At 65.8% G+C, this 24,304-nt stretch carries 25 protein-coding genes; 15 read left to right on the forward strand and 10 right to left on the reverse strand.

Annotated features, from left to right (window positions below; genetic code table 11):
• Positions 1–4: 4 nt before the first annotated feature.
• Positions 5–862, forward strand: coding sequence for an FAS1-like dehydratase domain-containing protein (locus tag M9H71_RS12790; RefSeq protein ID WP_346296886.1), 858 nt, complete (start codon positions 5–7; stop codon positions 860–862).
• A 256-nt stretch (positions 863–1,118) separates the two neighbouring features.
• A complete protein-coding gene (gene mdlC, locus M9H71_RS12795; protein ID WP_455405364.1) occupies positions 1,119–2,747 on the forward strand; it encodes a benzoylformate decarboxylase in 1,629 nt (542 codons plus the stop codon).
• 66 nt (positions 2,748–2,813) lie between these two features.
• On the opposite strand, the gene M9H71_RS12800 is transcribed toward mdlC, so the two are convergent.
• The 4 genes from M9H71_RS12800 to grxD all read right to left on the reverse strand — a co-directional run bounded on the left by M9H71_RS12800 (position 2,814) and on the right by grxD (position 5,720).
• Positions 2,814–3,098, reverse strand: a complete 285-nt coding sequence (locus tag M9H71_RS12800) for a hypothetical protein (protein ID WP_455405365.1) — start codon at positions 3,096–3,098, stop codon at positions 2,814–2,816.
• 417 nt (positions 3,099–3,515) lie between these two features.
• A complete protein-coding gene (locus M9H71_RS12805; protein WP_455405366.1) occupies positions 3,516–4,796 on the reverse strand; it encodes a serine hydrolase domain-containing protein in 1,281 nt (426 codons plus the stop codon).
• Positions 4,797–4,854: 58 nt separating this feature from the next.
• Positions 4,855–5,397, reverse strand: coding sequence for an O-acetyl-ADP-ribose deacetylase (locus M9H71_RS12810; RefSeq protein ID WP_455405414.1), 543 nt, complete (start codon positions 5,395–5,397; stop codon positions 4,855–4,857).
• Positions 5,394–5,720 (reverse strand): Grx4 family monothiol glutaredoxin, encoded by a 327-nt coding sequence (grxD, locus tag M9H71_RS12815; protein WP_041807452.1) that lies wholly within the window; start codon positions 5,718–5,720, stop codon positions 5,394–5,396. The genes M9H71_RS12810 and grxD overlap by 4 nt, the downstream gene beginning before the upstream one ends.
• A 298-nt stretch (positions 5,721–6,018) precedes the next feature.
• Between grxD and egtB the strand changes: the two genes are divergently transcribed.
• The 3 genes from egtB to M9H71_RS12830 all read left to right on the forward strand — a co-directional run bounded on the left by egtB (position 6,019) and on the right by M9H71_RS12830 (position 9,711).
• Positions 6,019–7,284 (forward strand): ergothioneine biosynthesis protein EgtB, encoded by a 1,266-nt coding sequence (gene egtB / locus M9H71_RS12820; RefSeq protein WP_455405367.1) that lies wholly within the window; start codon positions 6,019–6,021, stop codon positions 7,282–7,284.
• A 47-nt stretch (positions 7,285–7,331) separates the two neighbouring features.
• On the forward strand, positions 7,332–8,303 hold the full coding sequence (gene egtD, locus M9H71_RS12825; protein ID WP_455405368.1) for an L-histidine N(alpha)-methyltransferase: 972 nt from the start codon (positions 7,332–7,334) through the stop codon (positions 8,301–8,303).
• A 373-nt stretch (positions 8,304–8,676) separates the two neighbouring features.
• Positions 8,677–9,711, forward strand: coding sequence for a fatty acid desaturase (locus tag M9H71_RS12830; RefSeq protein WP_455405369.1), 1,035 nt, complete (start codon positions 8,677–8,679; stop codon positions 9,709–9,711).
• A gap of 32 nt (positions 9,712–9,743) precedes the next feature.
• On the opposite strand, the gene M9H71_RS12835 is transcribed toward M9H71_RS12830, so the two are convergent.
• Entirely contained in the window at positions 9,744–10,469 is a 726-nt protein-coding gene (locus M9H71_RS12835; RefSeq protein WP_455405370.1) for a hypothetical protein, read from the reverse strand.
• A gap of 237 nt (positions 10,470–10,706) precedes the next feature.
• Positions 10,707–11,105, reverse strand: a complete 399-nt coding sequence (locus M9H71_RS12840; protein WP_455405371.1) for a hypothetical protein — start codon at positions 11,103–11,105, stop codon at positions 10,707–10,709.
• A gap of 28 nt (positions 11,106–11,133) precedes the next feature.
• Here M9H71_RS12840 and M9H71_RS12845 point away from each other — a divergent pair, with 28 nt between their 5' ends.
• Positions 11,134–11,658 carry a MarR family winged helix-turn-helix transcriptional regulator gene (locus M9H71_RS12845; RefSeq protein ID WP_455405372.1) on the forward strand — a complete coding sequence of 175 codons (525 nt, stop codon included), beginning with the start codon at positions 11,134–11,136 and terminating at the stop codon, positions 11,656–11,658.
• A 71-nt stretch (positions 11,659–11,729) separates the two neighbouring features.
• Here M9H71_RS12845 and M9H71_RS12850 read toward each other — a convergent pair whose 3' ends face one another.
• A complete protein-coding gene (locus tag M9H71_RS12850; RefSeq protein WP_022719642.1) occupies positions 11,730–11,966 on the reverse strand; it encodes a BolA family protein in 237 nt (78 codons plus the stop codon).
• A gap of 166 nt (positions 11,967–12,132) precedes the next feature.
• Between M9H71_RS12850 and M9H71_RS12855 the strand changes: the two genes are divergently transcribed.
• Together M9H71_RS12855 and M9H71_RS12860 are read left to right on the forward strand one after the other, a co-directional pair.
• Complete coding sequence (locus M9H71_RS12855) at positions 12,133–12,495, forward strand: DUF427 domain-containing protein (RefSeq protein WP_455405415.1); 363 nt, start codon at positions 12,133–12,135, stop codon at positions 12,493–12,495.
• A gap of 75 nt (positions 12,496–12,570) precedes the next feature.
• On the forward strand, positions 12,571–13,752 hold the full coding sequence (locus M9H71_RS12860; protein WP_455405373.1) for an acyltransferase family protein: 1,182 nt from the start codon (positions 12,571–12,573) through the stop codon (positions 13,750–13,752).
• Between the two features lie 69 nt (positions 13,753–13,821).
• Here the strand turns inward: M9H71_RS12860 and purL are convergent, their stop codons facing one another.
• Together purL and M9H71_RS12870 are read right to left on the reverse strand one after the other, a co-directional pair.
• On the reverse strand, positions 13,822–16,032 hold the full coding sequence (gene purL, locus M9H71_RS12865) for a phosphoribosylformylglycinamidine synthase subunit PurL (protein WP_455405374.1): 2,211 nt from the start codon (positions 16,030–16,032) through the stop codon (positions 13,822–13,824).
• Positions 16,033–16,427: 395 nt separating this feature from the next.
• Positions 16,428–17,792, reverse strand: coding sequence for a TrpB-like pyridoxal phosphate-dependent enzyme (locus M9H71_RS12870; protein ID WP_455405375.1), 1,365 nt, complete (start codon positions 17,790–17,792; stop codon positions 16,428–16,430).
• Positions 17,793–17,949: 157 nt separating this feature from the next.
• On the opposite strand from M9H71_RS12870, the gene M9H71_RS12875 reads away from it, so the two are divergent.
• The 5 genes from M9H71_RS12875 (at position 17,950) to rpsD (ending at position 21,355) form a co-directional block, all read left to right on the forward strand.
• The gene (locus M9H71_RS12875; protein ID WP_455405376.1) at positions 17,950–18,438 is read left to right on the forward strand and encodes a PaaI family thioesterase; all 489 of its coding nucleotides are present in this window, start codon (positions 17,950–17,952) and stop codon (positions 18,436–18,438) included.
• Positions 18,439–18,521: 83 nt separating this feature from the next.
• Positions 18,522–19,316 (forward strand): glutamate racemase, encoded by a 795-nt coding sequence (murI, locus tag M9H71_RS12880; RefSeq protein WP_455405377.1) that lies wholly within the window; start codon positions 18,522–18,524, stop codon positions 19,314–19,316.
• A 58-nt stretch (positions 19,317–19,374) separates the two neighbouring features.
• Positions 19,375–19,764, forward strand: coding sequence for a cupin domain-containing protein (locus M9H71_RS12885; RefSeq protein ID WP_455405378.1), 390 nt, complete (start codon positions 19,375–19,377; stop codon positions 19,762–19,764).
• The gene (locus M9H71_RS12890; RefSeq protein ID WP_455405379.1) at positions 19,765–20,547 is read left to right on the forward strand and encodes an acyltransferase; all 783 of its coding nucleotides are present in this window, start codon (positions 19,765–19,767) and stop codon (positions 20,545–20,547) included. It abuts the gene before it with no gap.
• Between the two features lie 190 nt (positions 20,548–20,737).
• Entirely contained in the window at positions 20,738–21,355 is a 618-nt protein-coding gene (gene rpsD / locus M9H71_RS12895; RefSeq protein WP_455405380.1) for a 30S ribosomal protein S4, read from the forward strand.
• Positions 21,356–21,436: 81 nt separating this feature from the next.
• Here rpsD and M9H71_RS12900 read toward each other — a convergent pair whose 3' ends face one another.
• The gene (locus M9H71_RS12900; protein ID WP_455405381.1) at positions 21,437–22,438 is read right to left on the reverse strand and encodes an NAD(P)-dependent oxidoreductase; all 1,002 of its coding nucleotides are present in this window, start codon (positions 22,436–22,438) and stop codon (positions 21,437–21,439) included.
• Between the two features lie 148 nt (positions 22,439–22,586).
• On the opposite strand from M9H71_RS12900, the gene M9H71_RS12905 reads away from it, so the two are divergent.
• A complete protein-coding gene (locus M9H71_RS12905; RefSeq protein WP_455405382.1) occupies positions 22,587–23,129 on the forward strand; it encodes a TetR/AcrR family transcriptional regulator in 543 nt (180 codons plus the stop codon).
• A 106-nt stretch (positions 23,130–23,235) separates the two neighbouring features.
• Positions 23,236–24,303 (forward strand): threonine aldolase family protein, encoded by a 1,068-nt coding sequence (locus tag M9H71_RS12910; RefSeq protein ID WP_455405416.1) that lies wholly within the window; start codon positions 23,236–23,238, stop codon positions 24,301–24,303.
• Position 24,304: the final 1 nt, after the last annotated feature.

Below are 24,304 nucleotides of genomic sequence, written 5' to 3' on the forward strand. Positions count from 1 at the left end.
CAACATGACCGACGCGCTCGACATCGATCATCTGCGGCAGTGGATCGGCCGCAGCGAACAGGCCACTGACCTGGTCACCCCGCAACTTGTGAAGGGACTGCGCGCGACGCTGTTCCTCGACATCGGCAAGCCGCAGACCGGCGATGCCGCGCCGTTCACCGTGCACTGGTGCCTCGGCCAGCCGGTGTACCCGATGGACCAGCTCGGCCCCGACGGCCACCCGACCCGCGGCGGCTTCCTGCCGCCGGTGCCGCTGCCGCGCCGGATGTGGGCGGGCGGCGAACTGCAGTTCGTCGATGCGCTCAAGGTCGGCGACGAGGTGACCCGGACCTCGACAATCGGCGACGTGACGATCAAGCAGGGCTCGACCGGCACGCTGTGCTTCGTCACCGTCAACCATGAGATCACCACGCCCCGTGGCGTGGCGATCCGCGACCGCCAGGACATCGTCTATCGCGACGTGCCGCCGCCCTCGTCCGCGACCGCAGCGCCGGCCAAGCCCGCGGCTGCGCCGCCGGCCGCCAAGCATCGCGAGAGCCACCTCGCCGATCCGGTGCTGCTGTTCCGTTATTCGGCGCTGACCTTCAACGGCCACCGCATTCACTACGACCGCGACTACGTCACCAAGGTCGAGGGCTATCCGGGCCTGATCGTGCACGGCCCGATGCAGGCCGCGCTGCTGGTCGAATTCGCCGCCAAGCTCAAGGGCAGCGTGCCGAAGACCTTCAGCTATCGCGGCGTCCAGCCGCTGTTCGACGGCGCCGATTTCAGCGTCAACGCCAACGAGACCGCAACCGGCCTCGACCTGTGGACCGCCAATGCCGATGGCGTGCCGACGATGAAGGCTACGGCGAGCTGGTAGCATTTGTCACGCGGCGGCCGCGAAACCCCTCCCCCTTGCGGGGAGGGTCGGCCGAGCGAAGCGGAGGCCGGGGTGGGGGTCCCCGAGCACAGTGCCTGCGTCCACCCCCACCCGACCGGCCTTACGGCCGGCCACCCTCCCCGCAAGGGGGAGGGAAATTTGGCATCGCGGCTGATGCTGTTGACTCCCCTCGCCGCCTGCGGATTTGATCGGTGCAAACAACAACACCGGCATCCGCCGCCCGAGGAAATCGCCCTTGCCCGCGAAGAAGTCCAAGCAGCCGAGCGCTGCCGTCAGCACCGTCAAATCCGCCACTCTCGATCTGCTCCGCGCCTTCAAGATCGACAAGGTGTTCGGCAATCCCGGCTCGACCGAGCTGCCGTTCCTCAGTGACTGGCCGGATGATATCGACTACGTGCTGGCGCTGCAGGAAGCTAGCGCCGTGGCGATGGCGGACGGCTATGCGCAGGCGACGCGCAACGCCGGCTTCGTCAATCTGCATTCGGCGGCCGGCGTCGGCAACGCGCTCGGCAACATCTACACCGCGTTCAAGAACCAGACCCCGCTGGTGATCACCGCCGGCCAGCAAGCGCGCAGCCTGCTGCCGCTGCAGGCCTTCCTCGGCGCCGAGCGCGCCTCCGAGTTTCCGCGCCCCTATGTGAAATACAGCATCGAGCCGGCGCGCGCCGAAGACGTGCCGGCCGCGATCGCCCGCGCCTACTACGTGGCGATGCAGCCGCCGTGCGGCCCGACCTTCGTGTCGGTGCCGATCGACGATTGGGCGCGTCCGGCCGCGCCGGTGCCGCCACGCACGATCACGCGCGAGTTTAGCCCAGATCGGGGTGCGATGCAGACGCTCGCCGATGCGCTGGCAAAAGCCAAGAAACCCGCGCTAGTGGTCGGGCCCGCGATCGACCGCGCTGCGGCGGGCGATCTGATGGTGCAGCTCGCCGAGCGCACGCGAGCGCCAGTGTGGGTGTCGCCGTTCTCCGCGCGCTGCAGCTTCCCGGAACGGCATCCGCTGTTCGCCGGCTTCCTGCCCGCCTCGCCGGGGCAATTGTCCGACGCGCTCGGCGCATACGATGTCGTCGTCATCATCGGCGCGCCGGTGTTCACCTTCCACGTCGAAGGCCATGCCGCGATCTTCGACGGCGCCTCGAAACTGTTTCAGATCACCGATGATGCCGACGCCGCCACGGTGACGCCGCTCGGCACCAGCATTATCGCGACCGTGACGCCGGCACTCACCACGCTGCTGGAGCTGCTGCCTGAAACCAAGCGCGCCGCGCCGCCGGCCCGCGTGCTGCCGCCAGTGCCTCTGCCAGCCGAACCGATGCCGGCCGAATATCTGCTGCATACGCTGCGCGCCGCGATGCCGGACGACGCGATGCTGGTCGAGGAAGCGCCCTCGCACCGCCCGGCGATGCAGACATACATGCCGATGCGCGGCGCAGACAGCTTCGCCACCATGACCAGCGGCGGGCTCGGCTGGTCGCTTCCGGCCTCGGTCGGCTTCGCGCTGGCGCATCCGAACCGCCGCACCGTCTGCCTGATCGGCGACGGTTCGGCGATGTACTCGATCCAGGCACTGTGGACCGCGGCGCAGCGCAAGCTGCCTCTGACCGTGGTGGTTCTGAACAACGGCGGCTACGGCGCGATGCGCTCGTTCAGCCAGGTGATGCAGGTCCGGAATGTGCCGGGCCTGGACGTGCCAGCGATCGACTTCGCCGCACTGGCGCAGTCCCTCGGTTGCGACGGGGTGCGGGTGACGCGCAGCAAGGAGCTGGCACCAGCGCTGGCGCGCGCGCTTTCGCTGGACGGCGTCAGCGTGGTCGAGGCGATGCTCGATACCGCGGTGCCGATGCTCTACGCGCGCAACGGCTGAGCTACTGATGCCAGAGTCGAAACGGCGGCGAACACCGCCGCCGCTCGACGCATACGTTATTTCGGCTCAATAGCAGACGCGGAAGCCGCCGGCATTGATGAAGCAATCGCGATTGCCTCGTCCGCGGCCACGCCCGCGGCCGCGCATTTCGCCGCGACCACGGCCTCGACCGCGCATCTCGCCGCGGCCACGGCCGCGCCCATCGCCGCGCTGCGCGTTGGCAGCCGTGCTGGTCACGCCCGAGACGAGCGCCGTCACGCCGATCATGCTGAAGCAATAGATGCTCGTCAGAATCATCGCGGCGAGCGCTCGCGACACGATGCTGCGTCGGCCGGGTTGGTGATGGGTCATAGGAGTCCTTTCGATGACGGCGTGAAGCCGGTTGCCGCGCGGATCGGTCGGGAGAAACAGACGGCAAGAGTCCGCGCGGAAAACCGTCGAACCGGCTGTCGAAATCGTTGAAGCGGCGCGGCAGCCGTCAGTGAACCGCGCAAATCCGAACCAAATTCAACTAACTATCAGGCAAGCGAGTGAGGTCGCCCGACTTCTCATCGCTGACCCGAAACGGCCGGGCGAACAAAAACAATGGGCAGCTTCCGCCGAACTAGACGAGCTACCCGACCAAATTGCAAGCATTGTCGTAGCGGAACCAAGGCGCGGCGGCACGTAAATCAGCGCCGCCGCGCGATCCTGCGGCCCAAAGGGGCGGAAATCGGACGATTCGTTCTCCCACCGGCGACCGCGGTGAGAAACCGATCGAGCCGCGCGCTAATTCTCCAACGCCTCGTACACCAGCTTCTTCAGTTCGCGCTGCACCGGCTGACGCTGCGACGGGGTCTGCTCCATCAGCACGAAGAACATGTCGAGCTTGGGATCGACCACGAAGTAGCAGCCCGAGGCGCCGTCCCATTTCAGCTCGCCGAGCGAGCCGGGCGGCGGTGGCTTGGCGTTGCCGGCATCGGTGCGGACGCCGAGGCCGTAGCCGTAACCGAATCCGTCGCCCGGGAAATAGAAATAATCGCGCTCGACCCCGGAATTCGGGCCGATCTGATCGGTGGTCATTTCCTTGAACACGGCTTTGCTGAGAAAGCGCTTGCCGTCGAGCTCGCCCTTGTTGAGCAGCATACGGACGAAGCGGATAACATCGTGCGGCGTGGAGCTCAGTCCACCGCCGCCGGACTCCCACTTGCGGACAATGTCCGGCCCGACCAGCCGGCCGACGCGGAAGTTGGAGTCGTTCGGCATCGGCTGCGCCAGCCGCGGCTTCTGCGCCTCCGACTGGAAGAAATACTGCGTATCGGTCATCCCGAGTGGGGCGAACAGCTTCTGCTTCTGGAACTGATAGAACGACTGGCCGGACGCCGCCTCGATGACGGCGCCGAGCACCTCGTAGGAATTGCCGTAGTCCCACAGCGTGCCGGGCTGCTCCTGCAGCGGCAGCTTGGCGATCCGTTCGGCGAATTCGCGCGTGGTCGGATCGCCGTCGTAGATCTTGGCGGCGTCGATCGTCTTGCGCACCAGACTGTCGCCATAGAAGCCGTAGGTGATGCCGGAGGTGTGCAGCAGCAGGTCGCGAACCTGGATCGGCCGTTTCGGCGCGACGAAATCCAGATACTTCTCGCCGTTCTCGTGCTTCTTCTCGACGCCGACCTGGGTGTCGGCGAACGCCGGGATGTATTTCGAGACCGGATCGTCGAGTTTGATCTTGCCCTCGTCGACCAGCATCATCACCGCAAAGGCGGTGAACGGCTTGGTCAGCGACGATAGCCGGAAGATGGTGTCGTCGGTGATCGGCTGCTTGGTGGCGACGTCGCGGACGCCGAAATGCCTGTGATACACCGGCTTGCCGTGGCGCTCGATGTACACCACCGCGCCGGGAATCTTGCCCTCGGCAATGATCTTGTTGAAGAATTCGTCGATCCGCTCGAGCTTCTTGTCGGAGAACTGCACGCTCGGCGGCAGGTCGAACGTTCCTTCGGCGATCGCCGGGCTCGCGACCATCGCGGCCAGCGCCCCTGCCATCAACCATCGCGCGGCGCGATGCAGCATCCTCAAATCCTCCCAGGTTCTGTCGTGGATCGTGATGGTAGCGGTGCTTGAAGCGGTTTCAAGGGGCCGCCTCCGCAAGCGCAGCCCGATGCAGCTCGGCGCTGGCGGTCGAGAAGCAACAGAACACCACTCGGGTTACCGAAGTGGTGGAGCGGAGCGCATCGAGGGTGGTTCGAGCCGCGATCGGCGCGGCCTGCTCGGGCGGAAAGCCGTAGACGCCGGTCGAGATCGCCGAGAACGCGATCGAGGTCAGCGCATGGTCTCGGGCGAGCTGCAAGGCACGGGCGTAGCACGAAGCGAGCGCGGCAGCTTCACCGTGGCCACCGCCGTGCCAGATCGGGCCGACGGCATGAATCACATGACGCGCGGGCAGCCGGTAACCTCGGGTGATCTTGGCGTCGCCGGTGTCACAGCCGCCGAGCGTGCGGCATTCCGCGAGCAGTTCCGGGCCGGCAGCACGATGGATCGCGCCGTCGACACCGCCGCCGCCGAGCAAAGATGCATTGGCGGCGTTGACGATCGCATCGACGGCGAGCGTGGTGATGTCGGCGACGACGACCTCACAGGTCGCCGTGCCGATCTGGCGGATGAAGGGGCTCAGGCGGCGGCCTTGATGCCCTTGTCGGTGAACAGCTTCTGCAGCTCGCCCGCCTGGAACATCTCGCGCACAATGTCGCAGCCGCCGACAAATTCGCCCTTCACGTAGAGCTGCGGAATCGTCGGCCAGTTCGAATACTGCTTGATCCCATCGCGCAGCTCGGCGTTCTCGAGCACGTTGTGGCCTTTGTACGGAATGCCGATGTGATCGAGGATCTGCACCACCTGACCGGAGAAGCCACACTGCGGAAATTGCGGCGTGCCCTTCATGAACAGCACGACGTCGTTGGCCTTCACTTCGTTGTCGATGAATTGCTCGATGCTCATGGCGAATCCTTTTGCGGCGCGGCCGGCTGACCACCAGCGGCCGGGTCGAACGTCATATATGTATCCCGTATGTATCCCGAAACCGCCGCACAGCCCAAGTCAAAACCGATTGAGCCCTGGCTGCCGCCTTGACTTCGCTACCATTTTCGTCGCCGCCGCGCTGCAATAGGCCAAGGCGAGAGCGGAAGACGCAAAATCCTCCCCTGGTACGGCAGCGACCTTACATCCCGATCGTCAGCGCCTATCTTGATCAGCCTGGAACTCACTCCGAACAGCAGCGTTTTCCACCAAACCGGAGATGCTCGTGACGATTCTGTCCTCCGCCACAGCCGCTGCAGCCGAATCTTCCCCCTCCGCCTCCTCCCGCGATCGCCGCGATCTGGCCGCTCGCCTCGCCAGCGCATACCGTGCCGTGCGTGACGAGACCGAGCGCCGCGCGGCGCCGCTGTCGCCCGAGGATCAGGTGGTCCAGTCGATGCCAGACGCCAGCCCGGCGAAGTGGCACCGTGCCCATACCACCTGGTTCTTCGAGCAGTTTCTGCTCGGGCCGCATTGTCCGGGCTACCAGGTCTTTCACCCGGACTACGCCTTCCTGTTCAATTCCTATTACGTCTCGGCCGGCCCGCGGCATACCCGCGCGGCGCGCGGACTGCTGACCCGCCCCGGCGTCGCCGACATCGCGGCCTACCGCCGCCACGTCGACGCCGCGATGCTAGACTGGTTCGCATCGGCCGATCTTGCCAAGCTCGAAGAGATCGCACCGCTGATCGACGTCGGGCTGAACCACGAGCAGCAGCACCAGGAATTGCTGATCACCGACATTCTGCACGCGTTCGCACAGAACCCGATCCCGCCGGCTTACGATCCGTCGTGGCGGCTGCCGGCGACGGAACGTGGCGGCAATGATTGGATCGCGTTGCCGGAGGGTATTCATCCGATCGGCCATGCCGGCGACAGCTTCCATTTCGACAACGAAAAGCCGGTACATCGCGCGCTGGTCGGACCGGTAAAGCTGGCGCGGCATCTCGTCACCAATGCCGAATGGCTCGAGTTCATGGCCGACGGCGGCTATCGCACCGCAACGCTGTGGCTGATGGACGGTTTCGCCTGCGCAGAGCGCGAGGGCTGGGAAGCGCCCGGCCATTGGCGGCAGGTCGACAACGAATGGAAGATTATGACGCTCGGCGGCCTGCAGCGCGTCGATCCCAGTGCTCCGGTCAGCCACATCAGCTACTACGAGGCCGACGCCTTCGCCCGCTGGGCCGGCAAACATCTGCCGACCGAGATGGAGTGGGAGGTCGCGGCCCGCGCCGGGCATCTTCCCGACGCGTTCGGCACGGTCTGGCAATGGACACGCAGCGCCTACGCGCCCTACCCCGGCTACAAGGCGATCGAAGGCGCGCTCGGCGAGTACAACGGCAAGTTCATGGTCAATCAGCTGGTGCTGCGCGGCTCGTCCTGCGCCACGCCCGAGGGCCACAGCCGCGTCAGCTATCGCAACTTCTTTTATCCGCATCACCGCTGGCAGTTCACCGGCCTGCGGCTCGCCGATTACGGCGCCTGACTCGACAAGAACTCGAAGCGCCGCGCGCGCAGCCTGGAGGACCGCCCATGAACGTGCACGTCACCGTGCAGACGCAAGAGCATCGGCTCGATCCCCACACCGCTGCGTTTGCGCGCGACGTGCTGGACGGGCTGACCCGGAAGCAGAAGACGCTGTCGCCGAAGTACTTCTATGACGAAGCCGGCTCCGAACTGTTCGTGGAAATCACACGGCTGCCGGAATACTACCCGACCCGCACCGAGCTCGGCATTCTGCACGACCGCGCCGCCGAAATCGCAGCCCTGATCCCGCCGGACGCGGTTATCGTCGAATTCGGCGCCGGTGCCACCACCAAGATTCGCCTGCTGCTCGCCGCGCATCAGGTGGCGGCCTATGTCCCGGTCGACATCTCGGGCGATTTCATCGTGTCTCAAGCAGAGGCGCTGCAGCGTGATTTTCCGCAGCTTGCGGTGCATCCGCTCGCCGCCGATTTCACCAAGCCGTTCGCGCTGCCACCGGCGGTGCGCGATCTGCCCAAGGTGGGATTCTTCCCCGGCTCGACGATCGGCAATTTCGAACCGCAGGAAGCGCTGCACTTCCTGAGGAGCGCCCGCGACATCCTGGGCCGCGGGGCGCGAATGATTATCGGCGTCGATCTGGAGAAGGACGAGAACCTGCTGGTGCCGGCCTATGACGACGCCGCCGGCGTCACCGCCAAATTCAATCTCAATCTGCCGTTCCGGATCAACCGCGAGCTCGGCGCCGATTTCGATCTGTCGGCCTTCGCACACCGGGCGATCTACAATCGCGATCAGCACCGCATCGAGATGCATCTGGTCAGCCTGCGCGACCAGACCGTGAATCTGTTCGGCGAGCGCATCGGCTTTCGGGCCGGCGAGACTATCCATACCGAGAATAGCTACAAGTACAGCCTCGCGCGGTTTCGTGCGTTGGCCCAGCAGGCCGGCTGGTCGCTGAAGCAGAGCTGGACCGATCCCGACAGCTTGTTTTCGGTCCACGCGATCGAAGCCGACGACTGACGATCGCCGCCGACCGCACGACCGAGGCCAGGCTTCTTGTAATCGCTCGGCCAGATGGCCATATCGAACGTATCGATCCATCGAGATCGTTCGGCGTGACGGGAACTCGCTTCTCGGCCGCCTCGCCCTCGATCAATCGGTGCTGGTACCAGTCGGCGCAAGCCAGACCCCAAGAGTACCGCTTGCGAACGGCATTTCCGCGCACGAGGTCGTGCGCATGGATAACTGCATAGCGGCCTCGAGGCCGGCGCATCCTGGGCTGCATTCAGCCTCGCAAGATCCGTAATCACGTCGCCGTTCACAGCCGCAAGGGTGCCGCACGCCCTCACGCCTGCTCTCGTTTCACCGCTAGTGCGATTGCAGGACTTCGGCCATGCCCTCGACCACGACACCTGACGACATCGATACGCCGCGCGCAGACGTCCGGCTCTGGACGCGTATCTTGGCCGAGTACGGCACGCCGAGCCGGTCGCGCAGCATCGCCGAACTGATGATCACGGCGCTGCCCTTGATCGCGCTGTGGGGTGCGGCCTGGTTCGTGTATTCGCTGGGACACGCTTGGGCGTCGTTGCTGATCGCGATTCCGGCGGCCGGGTTCCTGCTCCGCTTGTTCATGATCCAGCACGACTGCGGCCACGGTGCATTCTTCAGGAAGCGCCAGACGAACGACTGGGTCGGCCGGGTGATCGGCGTGGTCACGCTGACGCCCTACGATTGCTGGCGTCGCCAGCATGCCACCCATCACGCCACCACCGGCAACCTCGACCGCCGCGGCGTCGGCGATCTCGATACGCTGACCGTGCGCGAATATGACGAGCTGTCGTGGTGGGGACGGCTGAAGTATCGGCTGTATCGGCACCCGCTGGTGATGTTCGGTCTCGGGCCGGCCTATCTGTTTCTGCTGCAGCAACGGCTTCCGGTCGGGCTGATGCGCGACGGCTGGCGACCCTGGGTCAGCGCGATGGCGACCAATGTCGCGATCGCGATCATCGTACTCACGCTCACCTGGTTCATCGGCATCAAGGCATTCCTGCTGGTGCATCTGCCGATCATGCTGCTGGCCGCCACCGCCGGGGTGTGGCTGTTCTATATTCAGCATCAGTTCGAAACCACGAGCTGGGATCGTGACGAGCGCTGGAACCTGCATCAGGCCGCTCTGTACGGCAGCTCGTACTACGACCTGCCGGCGCCGCTGCGCTGGTTCACGGCCAATATCGGGATGCACCACGTCCACCATCTGTGTAGCCGCATTCCGTATTATCGCCTGCCCCGCGTGTTGCGCGATCACCCCGAGCTCACCGTCATCGGTCACGTCACGCTGTGGCAGAGCTTCCGCTGCGTTCCGCTGGTGTTGTGGGACGAGGCGCAGCGCCGTCTGGTGTCGTTCCGCGAGATCGGCGCCAACTAAGCGCAAATCCGCGGCGAAGCGCGTGATCGGGGTCAGACGTGCTCGGCCACCGCAACACGGGCGGAGCGTCGGGCTCGCGCCTCGCTAGCGCATTTGGCGGCGTGAACTTCGCGGTTGATCACTTGCAGATTGGGCAGGCCCCAATAGCCGAGCAGCTCCGGCCAGGTGAGGTCGCGATGCTGGCGCCAGACCTGAAACAGCGGCACCAGGTGATCGACCTCCGCCGTCCTGAGCAGCCGCCGGTTGGTCTCGCGGCAGCGACGCCCCTGCAGGCGCCGCAGCAGCTTGGTCTGACCGCTTGGCGCGTTCCAGAATTGCCACGCCGTCACGCAGGCGCTGTGCCAGGTGGCATTCTTATTGATGCCGGCGTCGCATAGATCGGCGTGCCAGCCGAACCGGTACACCGGCTGGCCACAAACGCAGCAGAATCCGGGGCCGCGCTGATGCGCTGTCTCCCGATACGGTGCAGGTGGAATTCGAAAGCTGGTCGGCAGTGCGGCATCCGGGGCGTCGCCGAGCTGCCATTGCCAGCCCGCAGGCGCGCCGCTACGGGCGGCGAGCACACGCGCCAGCCGGTCGGAGCGCAGCGGATGAGCGCGCCAGTAGGAGTCGACAGCAACCCGCAGGGTCGTGGGCACATAGGCGCGGGCTTTGGCATGGATCAGCACGGCCTGCGGAAACACCGCCGGCAGGCGCTTGGTCAGTCGCGCGAGCGCCTGCGCGTTGGCCTTCGCCCTCTCTTCCCGCCAGTTCGACATTCGCTCCCCTACCCGCGCCGACGGTGCCTCGCGGCTGTAAAGCCTTCGTTAACGTCGAAGCGCGAGCAGACCTGCAACGGCGACCACGCGACGCCTTTGCGACATGTGACGGATTTGTTATGCGACCCGAATGAGGGGCGGATTCGTTCGATGGCTTTCGACTGACGCGGCGCGCGTGCGACGTTGCCTGGCGTTGATCGTCGTGATGTCGACGTATCTCGCCTCCAGCCTGCTGCATCAGATCGTTTGCATCCATCTGGTGACGGAGCCCACCGCGACAATGGTGAGCACGCAATCTGTGGCCGGCAGCTCCGACGCCTTGGCCTTATCGGTCTGCGATCGCTGCCCGTTATGCTCGTCGGCGGTCGTTCCGACCGCGCTCGAGGGAGGTCCATCGTTCGGCAGCGAACAGGCTTGCTTTGCCGGGTCTTCGCTGGTGATCGCTCTGCGGGCAAGTCCCGACACACCTCCACCCAAGCTTCCCGCCTGAACGATGCTGAGTTCAGGCGGAGCGACACCGCGCCGCCTGCCATGTTCGGACGAATTTCTGCCACCCGCGTCGGCGCGACTGCGCTCGCTGGCTCGCCTCGAAGCATCATCTTCCAGATGATCGGTGCCTGCGGCGAAGTGCGACACGCGTGGCACACACTGAAGGGAAGACGGGATGAGGGCCGGGACGACCAACGCCACCGACGAGTCGATCGACGACGGCAAATGCACCAAGCGCACGGATCGACTGGTGCATCGATTGGTCTGGGACGTATCAGCCATCAGTTTCTCGATCCTGCGGATGGCCGAGCTGCTGGGGCGCCGGATCGGCCTGTCAGGATCGCAATGGCTGCTGATCAAGGCGGTGGACTTTCTCGCCGACCAGGATGGCGTTCCGGTCGGCGAAGTTGCGGCCTTGCTCAATATGAAGGGTTCGTTCGTATCGACGCAGATCATGCTGCTGGAACGGCGCGGTGTCGTAACCCGGACTCGATCGGCCGAAGACAGGCGAGTGATCTTGCTTTCGCTGACCGAGGGCGCGGCCGAGACGCTGGCGCGGGTCGAGAGCGAGTTGTGCAGCATCGAGGAGGTCGCGCGCGGCAAGCTGGTCGATCGTCACCTCGTGGCGTTCTCCGACGAGGTCAACGCGATGCGCCAACGGATGGACCAAGCGGCGGCGCGCGCGGCTCAGCTCGAATAGCGGCCGCTATGAGCCTCAGCCGGCCGAGGACAGCCGCCGCACCAACCTCGGATCAGAGCGCCCGCGTACCTTCAGGCTTCGGGCACGCCGGTCTGCAGGGCGAGTGCATGCAGCACGCCGCCCATCTGCCCGCGCAGCGACTGGTAGACGATCTGATGCTGCTGCACCCGCGACTTGCCACGGAACGACTCCGAAATCACGGTCGCGGCGTAATGATCGCCGTCGCCGGCGAGATCGCGAATCGTCACCTCCGCGTCGGGAATCGCGGCCTTGATCATGGCCTCGATATCGCGGGCATCCATCGGCATTCGGTCGTCCTCCAGATCGTCGCGGGCCACCTGCGCGGCAAGCGCCGTGGCAATCCTGAGCCGCCATCCTATATCGCAGTACGGCCCTTTCAAAGCCACCCTGCCGGGTACATCCCGACAAGGTGACCGCGACACCAGGCCGCTTCACGCCCTGAAGGTTCGTCCGATGAAGCTCCCCGGCCCAGATCACCCGATTACGATTACGGCAAACCCGAACGGCGTCCGAATCAGCGCCGGCGGTCAAGTGATCGCGGAGACCCGCCGCGCGCTGACGCTGCGCGAAGCCAGCTATCCGCCAGTGCAGTACATTCCGCGGGAAGACGCCGGCATGCGGCTGTTGGAAAAGACCGCTCGGGTTACCCACTGCCCGTATAAGGGCGATGCCAGCTATTTCAGCATCGTCGCCGGGGGCGTCCCACTGCCGAACGCGGTATGGAGCTACGAAACGCCGTTTCCGGCGATGGCCGAGATTGCCGGCTATCTGGCGTTCTATCCGGAAAAAGTCCAAATCGAAGAATTCAAACCCTAGCAATTTGCCGAAGAGGCGATTCAGCTAAGGCGCAGTATCGTATTCCACCGGCGGCAATCGCGCGGGGCTCGTTTCGTGACCGTAACCTATCCCACCACTGGCGGCATGACCGCGCACGCAGCAACCCATGTGCGCGACCTGTCGCTCGACCGGACCCGCACCTTCCTCACCATTCTGGTGCTGATCCATCATTCGGTGATCCCCTACACCTATTTCGGCCACACCGACCCGACCTCGTTCATCGGCTTCGATTGCATCGTGCTCGCCACCGACAGTTTCTTCATGGCGATGTTCTTCATGCTGTCCGGGCTGTTTCTGTGGCCGAGTCTCGACCACCGGCCGAAATTCGGCTCGCTGGCGCGCGACCGGTTGATCCGGCTCGGCATTCCGTTCGCGATCGCGGCGTTCACCGTGATCCCGATCGCCTACTACGCGCTGGCGCTGCGCGCCGACCCGACCGAGACCTTCGCACAATTCTACAAGAACATGATCACAGTCGGTCCGTGGCCGAGCGGACCGTTGTGGTTTTTGTGGGTACTGTTCATCTTCAGCGTGATCGGCGGCGTGCTGTATCGGATCTCGCGGCACACCCTCGACCCGATCAATCATCTGGCCAAGCTGGGCTACAAATCACCGGCGCTGTTCATCGGCGCGGTGTTCATCGTCACCGCGATCCTCTACGTGCCGTCGCGGCTGTATTACACCTCGACCTATTGGTTCGAATGGGGTCCGTTCGCGGTGCAGGCCAGCCGGGTGCTGCTGTACACCGCATATTTCTTCATCGGTGCCGGCATCGGCGCCTGTCACCCCGAGCAAAGCGTGCTCGGCGCTGGCGGCAAACTGGCGAAGCAATGGTGGGTGTGGCTACTGGTGGCGCTGGTGCCGTATCTCGGGATGTGGGGCCTGATCGGCATCAAGCGCGGCATCCTCGACAATCCGGACGATCTGCCGATGTGGTACGAGGCGAGCTACAGCGTCGCGCTGACCGCCTTCAGCGCCGCAATCATCTTCGCCATCCTGGCGGTTTTCCTGCGCTTCCGCCGCGGCGGCTGGAGCCTGCTCGACCCGTTGCAGCACGACGCTTACGGCATCTTTCTGGTGCACTACGCCTACATGCTGTGGCTGCAATACTGGCTGTACGACTACGACCTGCCGGCGATCGTTAAAGCCGCCACCGTGTTCACCCTCGGCCTGCTGCTGAGCTGGGCGACGACTTATCTCTTGCGGAAGATTCCGGGCGCGTATCGGGTGCTGTGAGGCCCCTCTTTCGTCATTCCGAGACGCGCGCAGCGCATCCCGGAATGACGATGGGGAGGCCGAAGACGACTAAGCCTTCCCGCCCATATAATCCGGTAACCAATGCTCGTGGGCGTGGCGCAGGGCCTTGAGGTCGACGGTGCGTTCGCCTTCGATCTTCAGCGCGTGGCCGCCGGTGACGCCGATCTGGGCGCACGGCACGCCGATCGTCTTCAACTTGGTCATCACCGCCAGCAGATCGTCCTGCTTCACCGTGACGACGTAGCGGGCCTGATCTTCACCGAACCACCAGGCGTGCGACACGGTCTCGCCGGGAGGCGCGTCGAGCGCGGCGCCGATATTGCCGGCGATCGCCATCTCGGCGATCGCAACCAGGAGGCCGCCATCTGACACATCGTGCACGGCAGTCGCGGTGCCGGCGTGGATCATGCCGCGCACGACGTCGCCGTGGCGCTTTTCGCAGGTCAGATCGACCGGCGGCGGCGCACCTTCTTCACGGCCGCAGATCTCGCGCAAATACACCGACTGGCCGAGCCAGCCCTTGGTCTCGCCGATCAGCAGGATCGCTTCGCCCTCGGCCTTGAAGGCGAGCGTCGCCGACTTGGTGAAGTCGTCGAGCACGCCGACGCCGCCGATCGACGGGGTCGGCAGGATGCCGCGGCCCGAGGTCTCGTTGTAGAGCGAGACGTTGCCGGAGACGATCGGCGAGTCGAGCGCGATGCAGGCTTCCGAGATGCCCTTCAGGCAACCCACGAGCTGGCCCATGATCTCGGGCCGCTCCGGATTACCGAAGTTCAAGTTGTCGGTGATCGCCAGCGGTTTGCCACCGACCGCGGTGATGTTGCGATACGCTTCGGCCACCGCCTGCTTGCCGCCCTCGAACGGATCGGCCTCGCAATAGCGCGGCGTGACGTCGACGGTGAGCGCGAGGCCCTTCGGGCCATCCTCGATGCGAACTACCGCGGCGTCGCCGCCCGGACGCTGCACGGTGTTGCCGCCGATGACGTGGTCGTACTGCTCCCACACCCAGCGCTTGGAGCACAAGTCCGGCGTCGCCAGCAGTTTCTCCAGCGCCTCGGCGGCGCCCATCGGCGCGTTGATGTCGCGAGCGTGGATCACGGGCAACTTCGGCGACTCGACCCACGGGCGATCGTAGAGCGGCGCTTCGTCGCCGAGCTCCTTGATCGGCAGGTCGGCCTTCACCTGGCCGCCATGCTTGACCACGAAGCGCTTGGTCGGCGTGGTGTAGCCGACGATCGCGAAGTCGAGGCCCCACTTCTTGAAGATCTCTTCGGCTTCCTTTTCCTTCTCCGGCTTCAGCACCATGAGCATGCGCTCCTGGCTTTCGGAGAGCATCATCTCGTAGGCGGTCATGCCGGTCTCGCGGGTCGGCACCGCGTCGAGATCGAGTTCGACGCCGAGGTCGCCCTTGGCGCCCATCTCGACCGCCGAACAGGTCAGGCCCGCCGCACCCATGTCCTGGATCGCGATCACGCAGTCCTTGGCCATGATCTCGAGGCAGGCCTCGAGCAGCAGCTTCTCGGCGAAGGGGTCGCCGACCTGCACGGTCGGGCGCTTCTCCTCCGAGCCCTCGTCGAACTCGGCCGACGCCATGGTGGCGCCGCCCATGCCGTCGCGGCCGGTCTTGGAGCCGAGATAGACGATCGGCATGCCGACGCCGGACGCCGCGGCCAGGAAGATCTTGTCGGCATCCGCGAGGCCGACCGCCATGGCGTTGACCAGGATGTTGCCGTCATAGCGGGTGTGGAACCGGGTCTGGCCGCCGACGGTCGGCACGCCGAACGAGTTGCCATAGCCGCCGACGCCGGCAACCACGCCGGACACCAGGTGCCGGGTCTTGGGATGGCTCGGGTCGCCGAAGCTCAGCGCGTTGAGGCAGGCGATCGGGCGTGCGCCCATCGTGAACACGTCGCGCAGGATGCCGCCGACGCCGGTGGTGGCGCCCTGATACGGCTCGATGTAGCTCGGGTGGTTGTGGCTCTCCATCTTGAAGACCACCGCCTGATTGTCGCCGATGTCGATCACGCCGGCGTTCTCGCCCGGCCCCTGCAGCACCCACGGCGCCTTGGTGGGCAGCCCTTTCAGATGGATGCGCGAAGATTTGTACGAGCAGTGCTCGTTCCACATCGCCGAGAAGATGCCGAGCTCGGTGAAGGTCGGCTCGCGCCCAATCAGGTCGAGAATGCGCTGATATTCGTCCGGCTTCAGGCCATGGCTGGCGATCAATTCCGGGGTGATCTTCGGCTCGGGAGCGGACATAGGGCAGCATTCCTCGGCGCACCGGAGGGGCCGGCGCGATGGCTGTTATGTAGAAAGATCGGCCCAAAGGGGAAAGGGTTTTCTGCGCGGCTGGGGATGGCGAACCACCCTCGGCCGCGATTGAAGGCATGCCTTTTCAATAAGTTGCAGCCTCCGCCCCGGCCGCGGCCGGCTCCTTCTCCCGGCTCTGCGCGGGGAGAAGGGTGGGATGAGGGGCCGGGCAGTGAATCGAAACAGGAAAACTCTGCGGGGTCGTCGCGGCGCTGTGCCGGCTTGAAAGGCCGGCCGCGGATTGAAGCTGTGCCCGGCCCCTCACCCGGATTGGTGCGCAATCCGACCTCTCCCCGCCCTGGGCGGGGAGAGGTCGGATCAGTGCCTTGCGGTCGGCTTCAGAATTATGCCGCCACCGCCGGAAGGCCGGCCAGCGCGGTCGCGAGGTCGGCTTCGTCGTAGTCCTGATCGACCAGCTTGCCTTCGAAGTAGTTGATGTAGGCCTGCATGTCGAAATGGCCGTGGCCGGAGAGGTTGAACAGGATCGTTTCCGACTTGCCCTCCTCCTTGCAGCGCAGCGCCTCGTCGATCGCGCAACGCACCGCGTGGGTGGACTCCGGCGCCGGCACGATGCCTTCGGTGCGGGCGAACTGCACGCCCGCTTCGAAGCAGCCGACCTGCTTGTAGGCGCGGGCTTCGATCAGGCCGAGCTCGTACGCATGCGACACCATCCCGCTCATGCCGTGATAGCGCAGGCCACCGGCGTGGAAACCCGGCGGCATGAAGGTCGAGCCGAGCGTGTGCATCTTCACCAGCGGGGTGAGATGCGCGGTGTCGCCGAAGTCGTAGGCGTAGGTGCCGCGCGTCAGCGTCGGACACGCCGCCGGCTCGACCGCAATGATGCGACGCTTGCGTCCGCCGCGGAGCTGCAGGCCGAGGAACGGGAAGGCAAGGCCGGCGAAGTTCGAGCCGCCGCCGGCGCAGCCGATGATCACGTCCGGATCATCGCCAGCCATCTCGCACTGCTTGATGGCTTCCTGGCCGATGATGGTCTGGTGCAGCATCACATGATTGAGCACCGAGCCGAGCGCATATTTGACGTCCGGATTCTTGGCTGCGATCTCGACCGCTTCGGAGATCGCGATGCCGAGTGAGCCGGGGCTGTTCGGATTGGCTTCCAGAATGGCGCGGCCGGAGTCGGTTTCGGTCGACGGCGACGCAATGCAGCGCGCGCCGTAGGTCTCCATCAGCGCGCGACGATACGGCTTCTGATCGAACGACACGCGGACCTGGAAGACCAGGACGTCGAGCCCGAACAGCGAGCCGGCGAACGCCAGCGACGAGCCCCACTGCCCGGCGCCGGTCTCGGTCGACAGCTTCTTGATGCCGGCCTGCTTGTTGTACCAGGCCTGCGGAACGGCAGTGTTCGGCTTGTGCGAACCGGCGGGCGAAACGCCTTCGTACTTGAAGTAGATCTTGGCCGGCGTGCCGAGCGCCTGCTCGAGGCGGCGGGCGCGGATCAGCGGCGCGGGGCGCCACATCCGGAACACGTCACGCACCGGCTCCGGAATCTCGATGTAGCGCTCGGTCGCGACCTCCTGGAGGATCAGCTCCATCGGGAACAGCGGCTCCAGATCGCTCGGGCCGACCGGCTGATGTGTGCCGGGATGCAGAACCGGCGGCATCGGCGTCGGAAAGTCGGCATTGAGATTGTACCAGGACTTCGGGATGTTCTCCTCGTCCAGTACATATTTGATCTGGTCGCTCATTCTGGTCTCCCTCACGCGGCCCGTTTCTTGCGGGGCGAGAGGGTATACAGCGCCGACCTGCCTGCCAATTGCGCAGTGTCAATTCAGATTGACCGATTTGCATTGCAGCGCCGCATCGGTTTTATGGACCAAACGATAGACCAAAGGATAACGCCCCTTGCAGCCCACTGCCGAATCGACTCGTCCCGGCCGACCGGACCTCTTCACTGCCACCGAAGGCGAATTCGCCGGCTGGCGGACCTGGACGCGGGACACGTTCGAATCCCACAACGGCCCGTTCTGGCACCGCATCGACGACGACGGCCGCGTGCGCTGCGCCTTTCGGGTCGAGAAGAAACACCTCAACGGCATGAAGGCGGTGCACGGCGGCTGCTTCATGACCTTCGCGGACTATTGCCTGTTTGCGATCGCTGTCCGCGAATTGCAGGGGTCGGGCGTGACGGTGGCGTTCGGCGCCGAATTCCTCGACGCGGCTTTCGAGGGCGAATTGATCGAGGCGACCGGCGAAGTCACCCGCGCCGGCAAGTCGCTGATCTTCGTTCGCGGCATCCTCAAGAGCGGCGAGCGACCACTATTCACATTCTCCGGCACCATCAAGCGGGTCAAGCGCAAGGTGCCGCCGACCGAGGTCGCCGACAGCCACTGACCAGAGCGGCCTTGCCGCCGCCGCAGAGCTGCGTCGCGAGATCGGCAACCGAAAGCTAACCAAGATCGGGTAAGGTCGCCGTCGTGACCTCGCTCCCCAAAATCCTGGTGTTCGATTCCGGCCTCGGCGGCCTCACGGTGCTGCGCGAAGTGGTCCGCGCCCGCCCGGACGCGCACTACGTCTATGTCGGCGACGACGCGTTCTTCCCTTACGGCCAGCGCAGCGAAGAGGCCGTGATCGGCCGGGTGGTGCCGCTGATGGGCGAGCTGATCGCCGCGCACACGCCCGACCTGGTGGTGATTGCCTGCAACACCGCCTCGACCATGACGCTGGCGCCGCTGCGGGCCCGCTACCGGGTGCCGTTCGTCGGCACCGTGCCGGCGATCAAGCCGGCCTGCGCCAGCTCCCGCACCAAGCGCGTCTCGGTGCTCGGCACCAGCGCTACCGTTCGGCTGGAATATACCCGCGCCCTGATCCGCGACTTTGCGCAAGGCTGCGAGGTGTCGCTGGTCGGCTCGGTGCGTCTCGCCACCCTCGCCGAGACTGCGCTCGGCGGCGGCGAGGTGACTGACGCCGCGATCCGCGCCGAGATCGCACCGTGCTTCGTCGAAGCCGACGCTGCGCGCGGACGTACCGATTCGGTGGTGCTGGCCTGCACGCATTATCCGCTGCTGCTCGACAGGCTGATCCGGCTGGCGCCGTGGCCGGTCGACTGGATAGATCCGGCCCCGGCGATCGCCCGCCGCGTCGTCACCCTGCTCGGCGAGGCCACCGGCCATGCCGCAGGCCCCGGTGCCGAGATGATCTTCACCTCCGGCCGGCATCCTCGTACCAACACCGCCTTGGCGCCCTACTTCGGCGGCCGGGTTCCGGCCTGAGGCGCTTTTCCGCCTGACGGGACGCTGCTAGTTTCGTCTCCGGGAGGAGACAATCACAATGAAAATCTCTCGTCACATTGTTGTGGTGTGTGCCGTGATGATTGCGGCAAGCACCGCGGTCGCGCAGCAGAGCGGGATCAAGCGCACCCCGCTGCAGAAGATCGAATTTCCCGATGGATACGTCACCGTCAGCGGTCTCGCCGAGCTGCCGCCGGGCGGCAACATCGGCCGGCACACCCATCCCGGCATCGAGACCGGTTATCTGCTGGAGCGCGAGGCAGTGATGAGCATTGACGGCGAACCCGACAAGCACCTCAAGGCCGGCGACTCTTATGTGATCCCGGCCGGGGTGGTGCACGACGCCAAAGTGCACGGCGACAACGGCGCCAAGGTGATGGCGGTCTGGGTGGTCGACAAGACCAAGCCATTCGCTTCGCCCGCCAAATAAATGCGGGGCAAAACTCGTCGAATCTCGGCGCCGCGGCGACTGATCGCCGATCTGATGCACGCCTCGCAGGGCGTACCTCTCATCAGCTATCGCCGCACGCTGCAACTCGGCCCGCTGGCGCGGGCTCGGGCCGCCGCCGCATCGCCACCTGGCTTTGCCGCGATCCTCGCCAAGGCGTTCAGCCTGGTGGCGCGCGACGAGCCGCTGCTGCGCACGCTGTATATCGACTTTCCCTGGCCGCACTTCTTCGAGCTGCCGAAGAGCGTCGGCATGATCGCGGTCGCGCGCCGCATCGATGGCGAAGACTGCGTGCTGATGCAGAAAGTCACCGCGGCCGATACACGGCCGCTGACAGAGGTCGATTCGATCATCCGCGAGGCTCGCACGGCGCCGATCGAAACCGTCCCGATGTTTCGCAAGCTGCTGCGGATCAGCCGGATGCCGTGGCCGCTGCGGCGGGTCGCCTGGTGGGTCGGGATGTCGCTCGGCCGGCCGCGGGCGAATTTCTTCGGTAGTTTCGGCATCTCTTCAGTGTCGGCGTTCGGCCCTGGCGACCTCTACCCGGTCAGCCCCGGTCCCTACATCCTGAGCTACGGCCGACTCGCCGACGACGGCAGCCTGGAGGTCATCGTCCGGTTCGACCACCGGGTGATCGACGCAGCCCCGATCGCACGGATCACGACCTCCCTCGAGCACGTACTGAACACCACGATCGCGGCCGAGATCGAGCGGTTGGAACGCGCCGCAGCCACCCGACCGATCCGCGCTGCGGCGGTGCCTTGAAGGTGCCCCGAATTGACATCCCAGGGCTTTGCCCCTAGAAAGCCCCCGCTCGCGGGCCGGTTTCGGCCCGCGTTGCGTTTCGCGACCCGTGGTCCTCCCCTTATGCTTTAAGGACGGACCTGTCGGCAGGGGATTTTTCCCCATGCACAGGAGGGCGCGTTTCCTCACAACTCAAACCCTAGAGGACGCGATGACAAAGCGCGCTGAAGCCAAGTATAAAATCGACCGCCGGATGGGCCAGAACATCTGGGGCCGTCCGAAGAGCCCGGTCAACCGCCGCGAATACGGCCCCGGCCAGCACGGCCAGCGCCGCAAGGGCAAGCTGTCCGACTTCGGCGTCCAGCTCCGCGCCAAGCAGAAGCTGAAGGGCTACTACGCCAACATTTCCGAGCGCCAGTTCCACGCCATCTACGTCGAGGCGACCCGTCTGAAGGGCGACTCGGGCGAGAACCTGATCGGCCTGCTCGAGCGCCGCCTCGACGCGGTGGTGTACCGCGCCAAGTTCGTCGCCACGATGTTCGCGGCGCGGCAGTTCATCAACCACGGCCACATCAAGGTCAACGGCAAGCGCGTCAACATCCCGAGCTACAAGGTGCGGGTCGGTGACGTGATCGAGGTGAAGGAAGCTTCCAAGCAGCTCGCCTTCGTGCTCGAAGCCAGCCAGCTCGCCGAGCGCGACGTGCCGGACTACATCGAAGTCGACCACAACAAGATGACCGCGAAGTTCGCGCGCATCCCCGCGCTCTCCGACGTGCCGTTCGCGGTGCAGATGGAGCCGCACCTGATCGTCGAATTCTATTCGCGCTGATTTCTCCGCACTGATTGCTGCTCAGTTCGATGCATCGAGGCCCCGGTTCGCCGGGGCCTTTTTGTTGCTGCGTGTTGTCGCCTATTCCAGTTCGAGGACCCTGCCCCCGGCCTGTTCGAGGCGCGGCAGATAGACGGCAGCATCGAGCAACTGGTGTGGGAAGTACAGCCCGGCCGGGACCGCCGGGGCGCCGTCCAGTCCGACCAGGCGTTCGAGCACCATCGCGACGCCGAGCCCAGTGAGCGGCATCTGTCCTTCGCCATGGACGATGGCGTGGCGGGTGCGCAGCGGCCGGCCGGCGTGGTCGCCACCGCGCAGTTCGATGATGATCTCGGTCGACATCGGCTCGCCTCGACGACGCGTCGAACTAACCCCGAGCGCGAGATTGAACTGCACGTTCGGCGCGCCGGTCGCGGCCGCGAGACCGACGACGTCGTTAAGTGCGAACACCGACGCCTCGACCTCGGTGCCGTCGATCGCGCGAAAATGCGTCCTGATATCGTCGCCCACACACCAGACATAAGCGCCGTCGCGCCGCATCAACGCCATCGGCATGGTGCGCGTCTGCCGCTCCAGGTCGGCCAGCGCCGCAGGACCGAACGCATCCTCCTCGTCGAGCAGAGCGTCGACGACGATGGTGTCGAGCCGGCTGAACGTCCTGGCGAAGGCGAGCGTCGGCACGCTCGCCGCCCCGACCAACCATTCGGTGCCGAGCACGATCGGCGCGGCGCGCGGCCGGTGGATGTAAGCGGCGACTTCCGGACCGAGTTCGGCAAGTCCCGGGGAGATGCTGATATGCGGCACGCCGCGCGCCTGGGCGAAGCGCAGGGCGGCCAGGCGCTGGTCGGAGAACAGCGCCGCGACGGCGCCGACCGGGCGTCCGCCGAGACCGAGATCGTCAGCCCCCGTATCGACGCCCACGCCTTCGGCGCCCCCGATGTCCTTAGCCACCGCCTGGGCCGCCGCAGCGTCGCGGCCGCCGATCAGCAACGGTGCCGAGGGATGCGCCGCCCGCAGCAATCGGGCCGTCCAGCGGCCGACGATGCCAGAGCCGCCGATGAGCAGAATGGGATCCAGGGCCATTGCACGGCCTCCTTGCTCGCGTTAACCTACCAATGGTAGCTCAATAAAGCTACCATTGGTAGGTTTCATGCATGACGGAAAAAATCCCGCCGGACATCGTGCGGGCGCGCCGGGCCGACGACTCGCCAAGGGCGCGCGGCGGCGACAGTTGCTCGACACGGCGCTCCGCATCGTCCGCGACGAGGGCGCCGATCGCCTCACGCTCGGGCATCTGGCGGCGCGCGCCGGCGTCTCCAAGCCGATCGCTTACGATCATTTCGGGACGCGATCGGGACTGCTGATCGAGCTCTACAAATCGATCGACGCTGCGCACGTCGATGCGTTGCGCGCTGCCCTGGCTACCGGCGAGCGCAGCCTGGAGCAGACCGCCGAGCTGCTGGCGGCCGCCTATGTTCACTGTTCGGCGGAGACGAACGGCGAATGGCAGGCGGTGGGCGCGGCGCTGGCGGGCAGCAGCGAGAAGGACGCGGTGTACCAGCATCTCCTCGACGGCTACGTCCAGCTATTTGCGGGCGCGCTGGCGCCGCACAGCGACCTGCCGCCGGCGGAGGTGAAGCGTCGCTGCGTCGGCCTCATCGGCGCCGGCGAGGCGCTCTCCGCGGCCATGGTGCGCGGCCAGTGCTGCGAGACCGAGGCGGCCGCGGCATTCGCCGCTTTGATTCAGGGCGGACTGCGCGCCGAGTCGGTGTGACGCGACGCGGTCTCATCTCGGCGCCGATCTCACGATCACCTTCCGCTGACCTAATCGTGTTCTGGCGATTACCGTTCGTTCCAAGTCCACCATGTTAGCTTTGTTCATGTCCTACATCCCCTCCCCGCCCGATCCCCATGCGCCGCCGGTGCGGATCAACCTGTTGTCCGACACCCAGACGCGGCCGACGCCGGGGATGCGCGAGGCGATGGCGCGCGCCGAGGTCGGCGACGAGCAGACCGGCGACGATCCGACCACCAACCTGCTGCAGGAGCGCGTTGCGGCGCTGCTCGGCAAACAGGCCGCGGTGTTTCTCCCTTCGGGGACGATGTGCAACGTGACGACGACTCTCGCGACCTGCCGGCCCGGCGACGAGATCATCGCTCATCGCACCGCGCACATCCTGTCGCGCGAAGGCGGCGCGCACGCCGCGCTCGGCGGCTTCCAGATCACGGGCCTGGACGGCGACGACGGCCAGTTCTCGCTGGAGGCGTTCCGCGCCGCGCTGCATCCGAAGACTCGCTACGAACCTCCGCAGGTCATGGTCAGCGCGGAGCAGACCGCCAATATCGGTGGCGGCACGATCTGGCCGCGGGCGACGCTCGACGCGGTCGCCGCTGCCGGCAAAGACGCGGGCTTGTGGACACATATCGACGGCGCGCGGCTGATGAACGCGGTGGTCGCCACCGGCATCAGCGCCGAGCGGATGACGAAGGGCTGGGACTCGGCCTGGATCGATTTCAGTAAAGGCCTCGGCGCTCCGGTCGGCGCCGTGCTGGCCGGCCCGCGCGACTTCATCGACGAGGTGTGGCGCTGGAAGCAGCGGCTCGGCGGCGCGATGCGGCAGTCCGGCGTGATCGCCGCGGGTTGCCTCTACGCGCTCGATCATCAGGTCGATCGCCTTGCCGACGATCACGCCAACGCGCGCCGCCTCGCCTCAGGGCTGGCGCAGATCGACGGCATCGACGTGCAGATGCCGCAGACCAACCTGGTGTTCTTCAAGCCTAACGGCGCCGGCGTCTCCGGCGCCGACATGGTCGGGCAGCTCCGCCAGCGCGGCGTGTTGCTGGCAATGATGGAGGGGCGCATTCGGGCCTGCACCCATCTCGACGTCACCGCGGACATGATCGAGCAAACGCTCGACCACGTCCGCGAGATCGTGCGTGCAGCCTGAC

Source organism: Rhodopseudomonas parapalustris, assembly GCF_053772255.1.

Excerpts from the sequence above, each read along its gene's own strand:
- M9H71_RS12790 (WP_346296886.1), top strand. The coding sequence starts at position 5 with ATGACCGACGCGCTCGACATCGATCATCTGCGGCAGTGGATCGGCCGC.
- M9H71_RS12800 (WP_455405365.1), bottom strand. The coding sequence starts at position 3,098 with ATGACCCATCACCAACCCGGCCGACGCAGCATCGTGTCGCGAGCGCTC.
- M9H71_RS12805 (WP_455405366.1), bottom strand. The coding sequence starts at position 4,796 with ATGCTGCATCGCGCCGCGCGATGGTTGATGGCAGGGGCGCTGGCCGCG.
- grxD (WP_041807452.1), bottom strand. The coding sequence starts at position 5,720 with ATGAGCATCGAGCAATTCATCGACAACGAAGTGAAGGCCAACGACGTC.
- egtB (WP_455405367.1), top strand. The coding sequence starts at position 6,019 with ATGCTCGTGACGATTCTGTCCTCCGCCACAGCCGCTGCAGCCGAATCT.
- egtD (WP_455405368.1), top strand. The coding sequence starts at position 7,332 with ATGAACGTGCACGTCACCGTGCAGACGCAAGAGCATCGGCTCGATCCC.
- M9H71_RS12830 (WP_455405369.1), top strand. The coding sequence starts at position 8,677 with ATGCCCTCGACCACGACACCTGACGACATCGATACGCCGCGCGCAGAC.
- M9H71_RS12835 (WP_455405370.1), bottom strand. The coding sequence starts at position 10,469 with ATGTCGAACTGGCGGGAAGAGAGGGCGAAGGCCAACGCGCAGGCGCTC.
- M9H71_RS12845 (WP_455405372.1), top strand. The coding sequence starts at position 11,134 with ATGAGGGCCGGGACGACCAACGCCACCGACGAGTCGATCGACGACGGC.
- M9H71_RS12850 (WP_022719642.1), bottom strand. The coding sequence starts at position 11,966 with ATGCCGATGGATGCCCGCGATATCGAGGCCATGATCAAGGCCGCGATT.
- M9H71_RS12855 (WP_455405415.1), top strand. The coding sequence starts at position 12,133 with ATGAAGCTCCCCGGCCCAGATCACCCGATTACGATTACGGCAAACCCG.
- purL (WP_455405374.1), bottom strand. The coding sequence starts at position 16,032 with ATGTCCGCTCCCGAGCCGAAGATCACCCCGGAATTGATCGCCAGCCAT.
- M9H71_RS12870 (WP_455405375.1), bottom strand. The coding sequence starts at position 17,792 with ATGAGCGACCAGATCAAATATGTACTGGACGAGGAGAACATCCCGAAG.
- M9H71_RS12885 (WP_455405378.1), top strand. The coding sequence starts at position 19,375 with ATGAAAATCTCTCGTCACATTGTTGTGGTGTGTGCCGTGATGATTGCG.
- M9H71_RS12890 (WP_455405379.1), top strand. The coding sequence starts at position 19,765 with ATGCGGGGCAAAACTCGTCGAATCTCGGCGCCGCGGCGACTGATCGCC.
- rpsD (WP_455405380.1), top strand. The coding sequence starts at position 20,738 with ATGACAAAGCGCGCTGAAGCCAAGTATAAAATCGACCGCCGGATGGGC.
- M9H71_RS12900 (WP_455405381.1), bottom strand. The coding sequence starts at position 22,438 with ATGGCCCTGGATCCCATTCTGCTCATCGGCGGCTCTGGCATCGTCGGC.
- M9H71_RS12910 (WP_455405416.1), top strand. The coding sequence starts at position 23,236 with ATGTCCTACATCCCCTCCCCGCCCGATCCCCATGCGCCGCCGGTGCGG.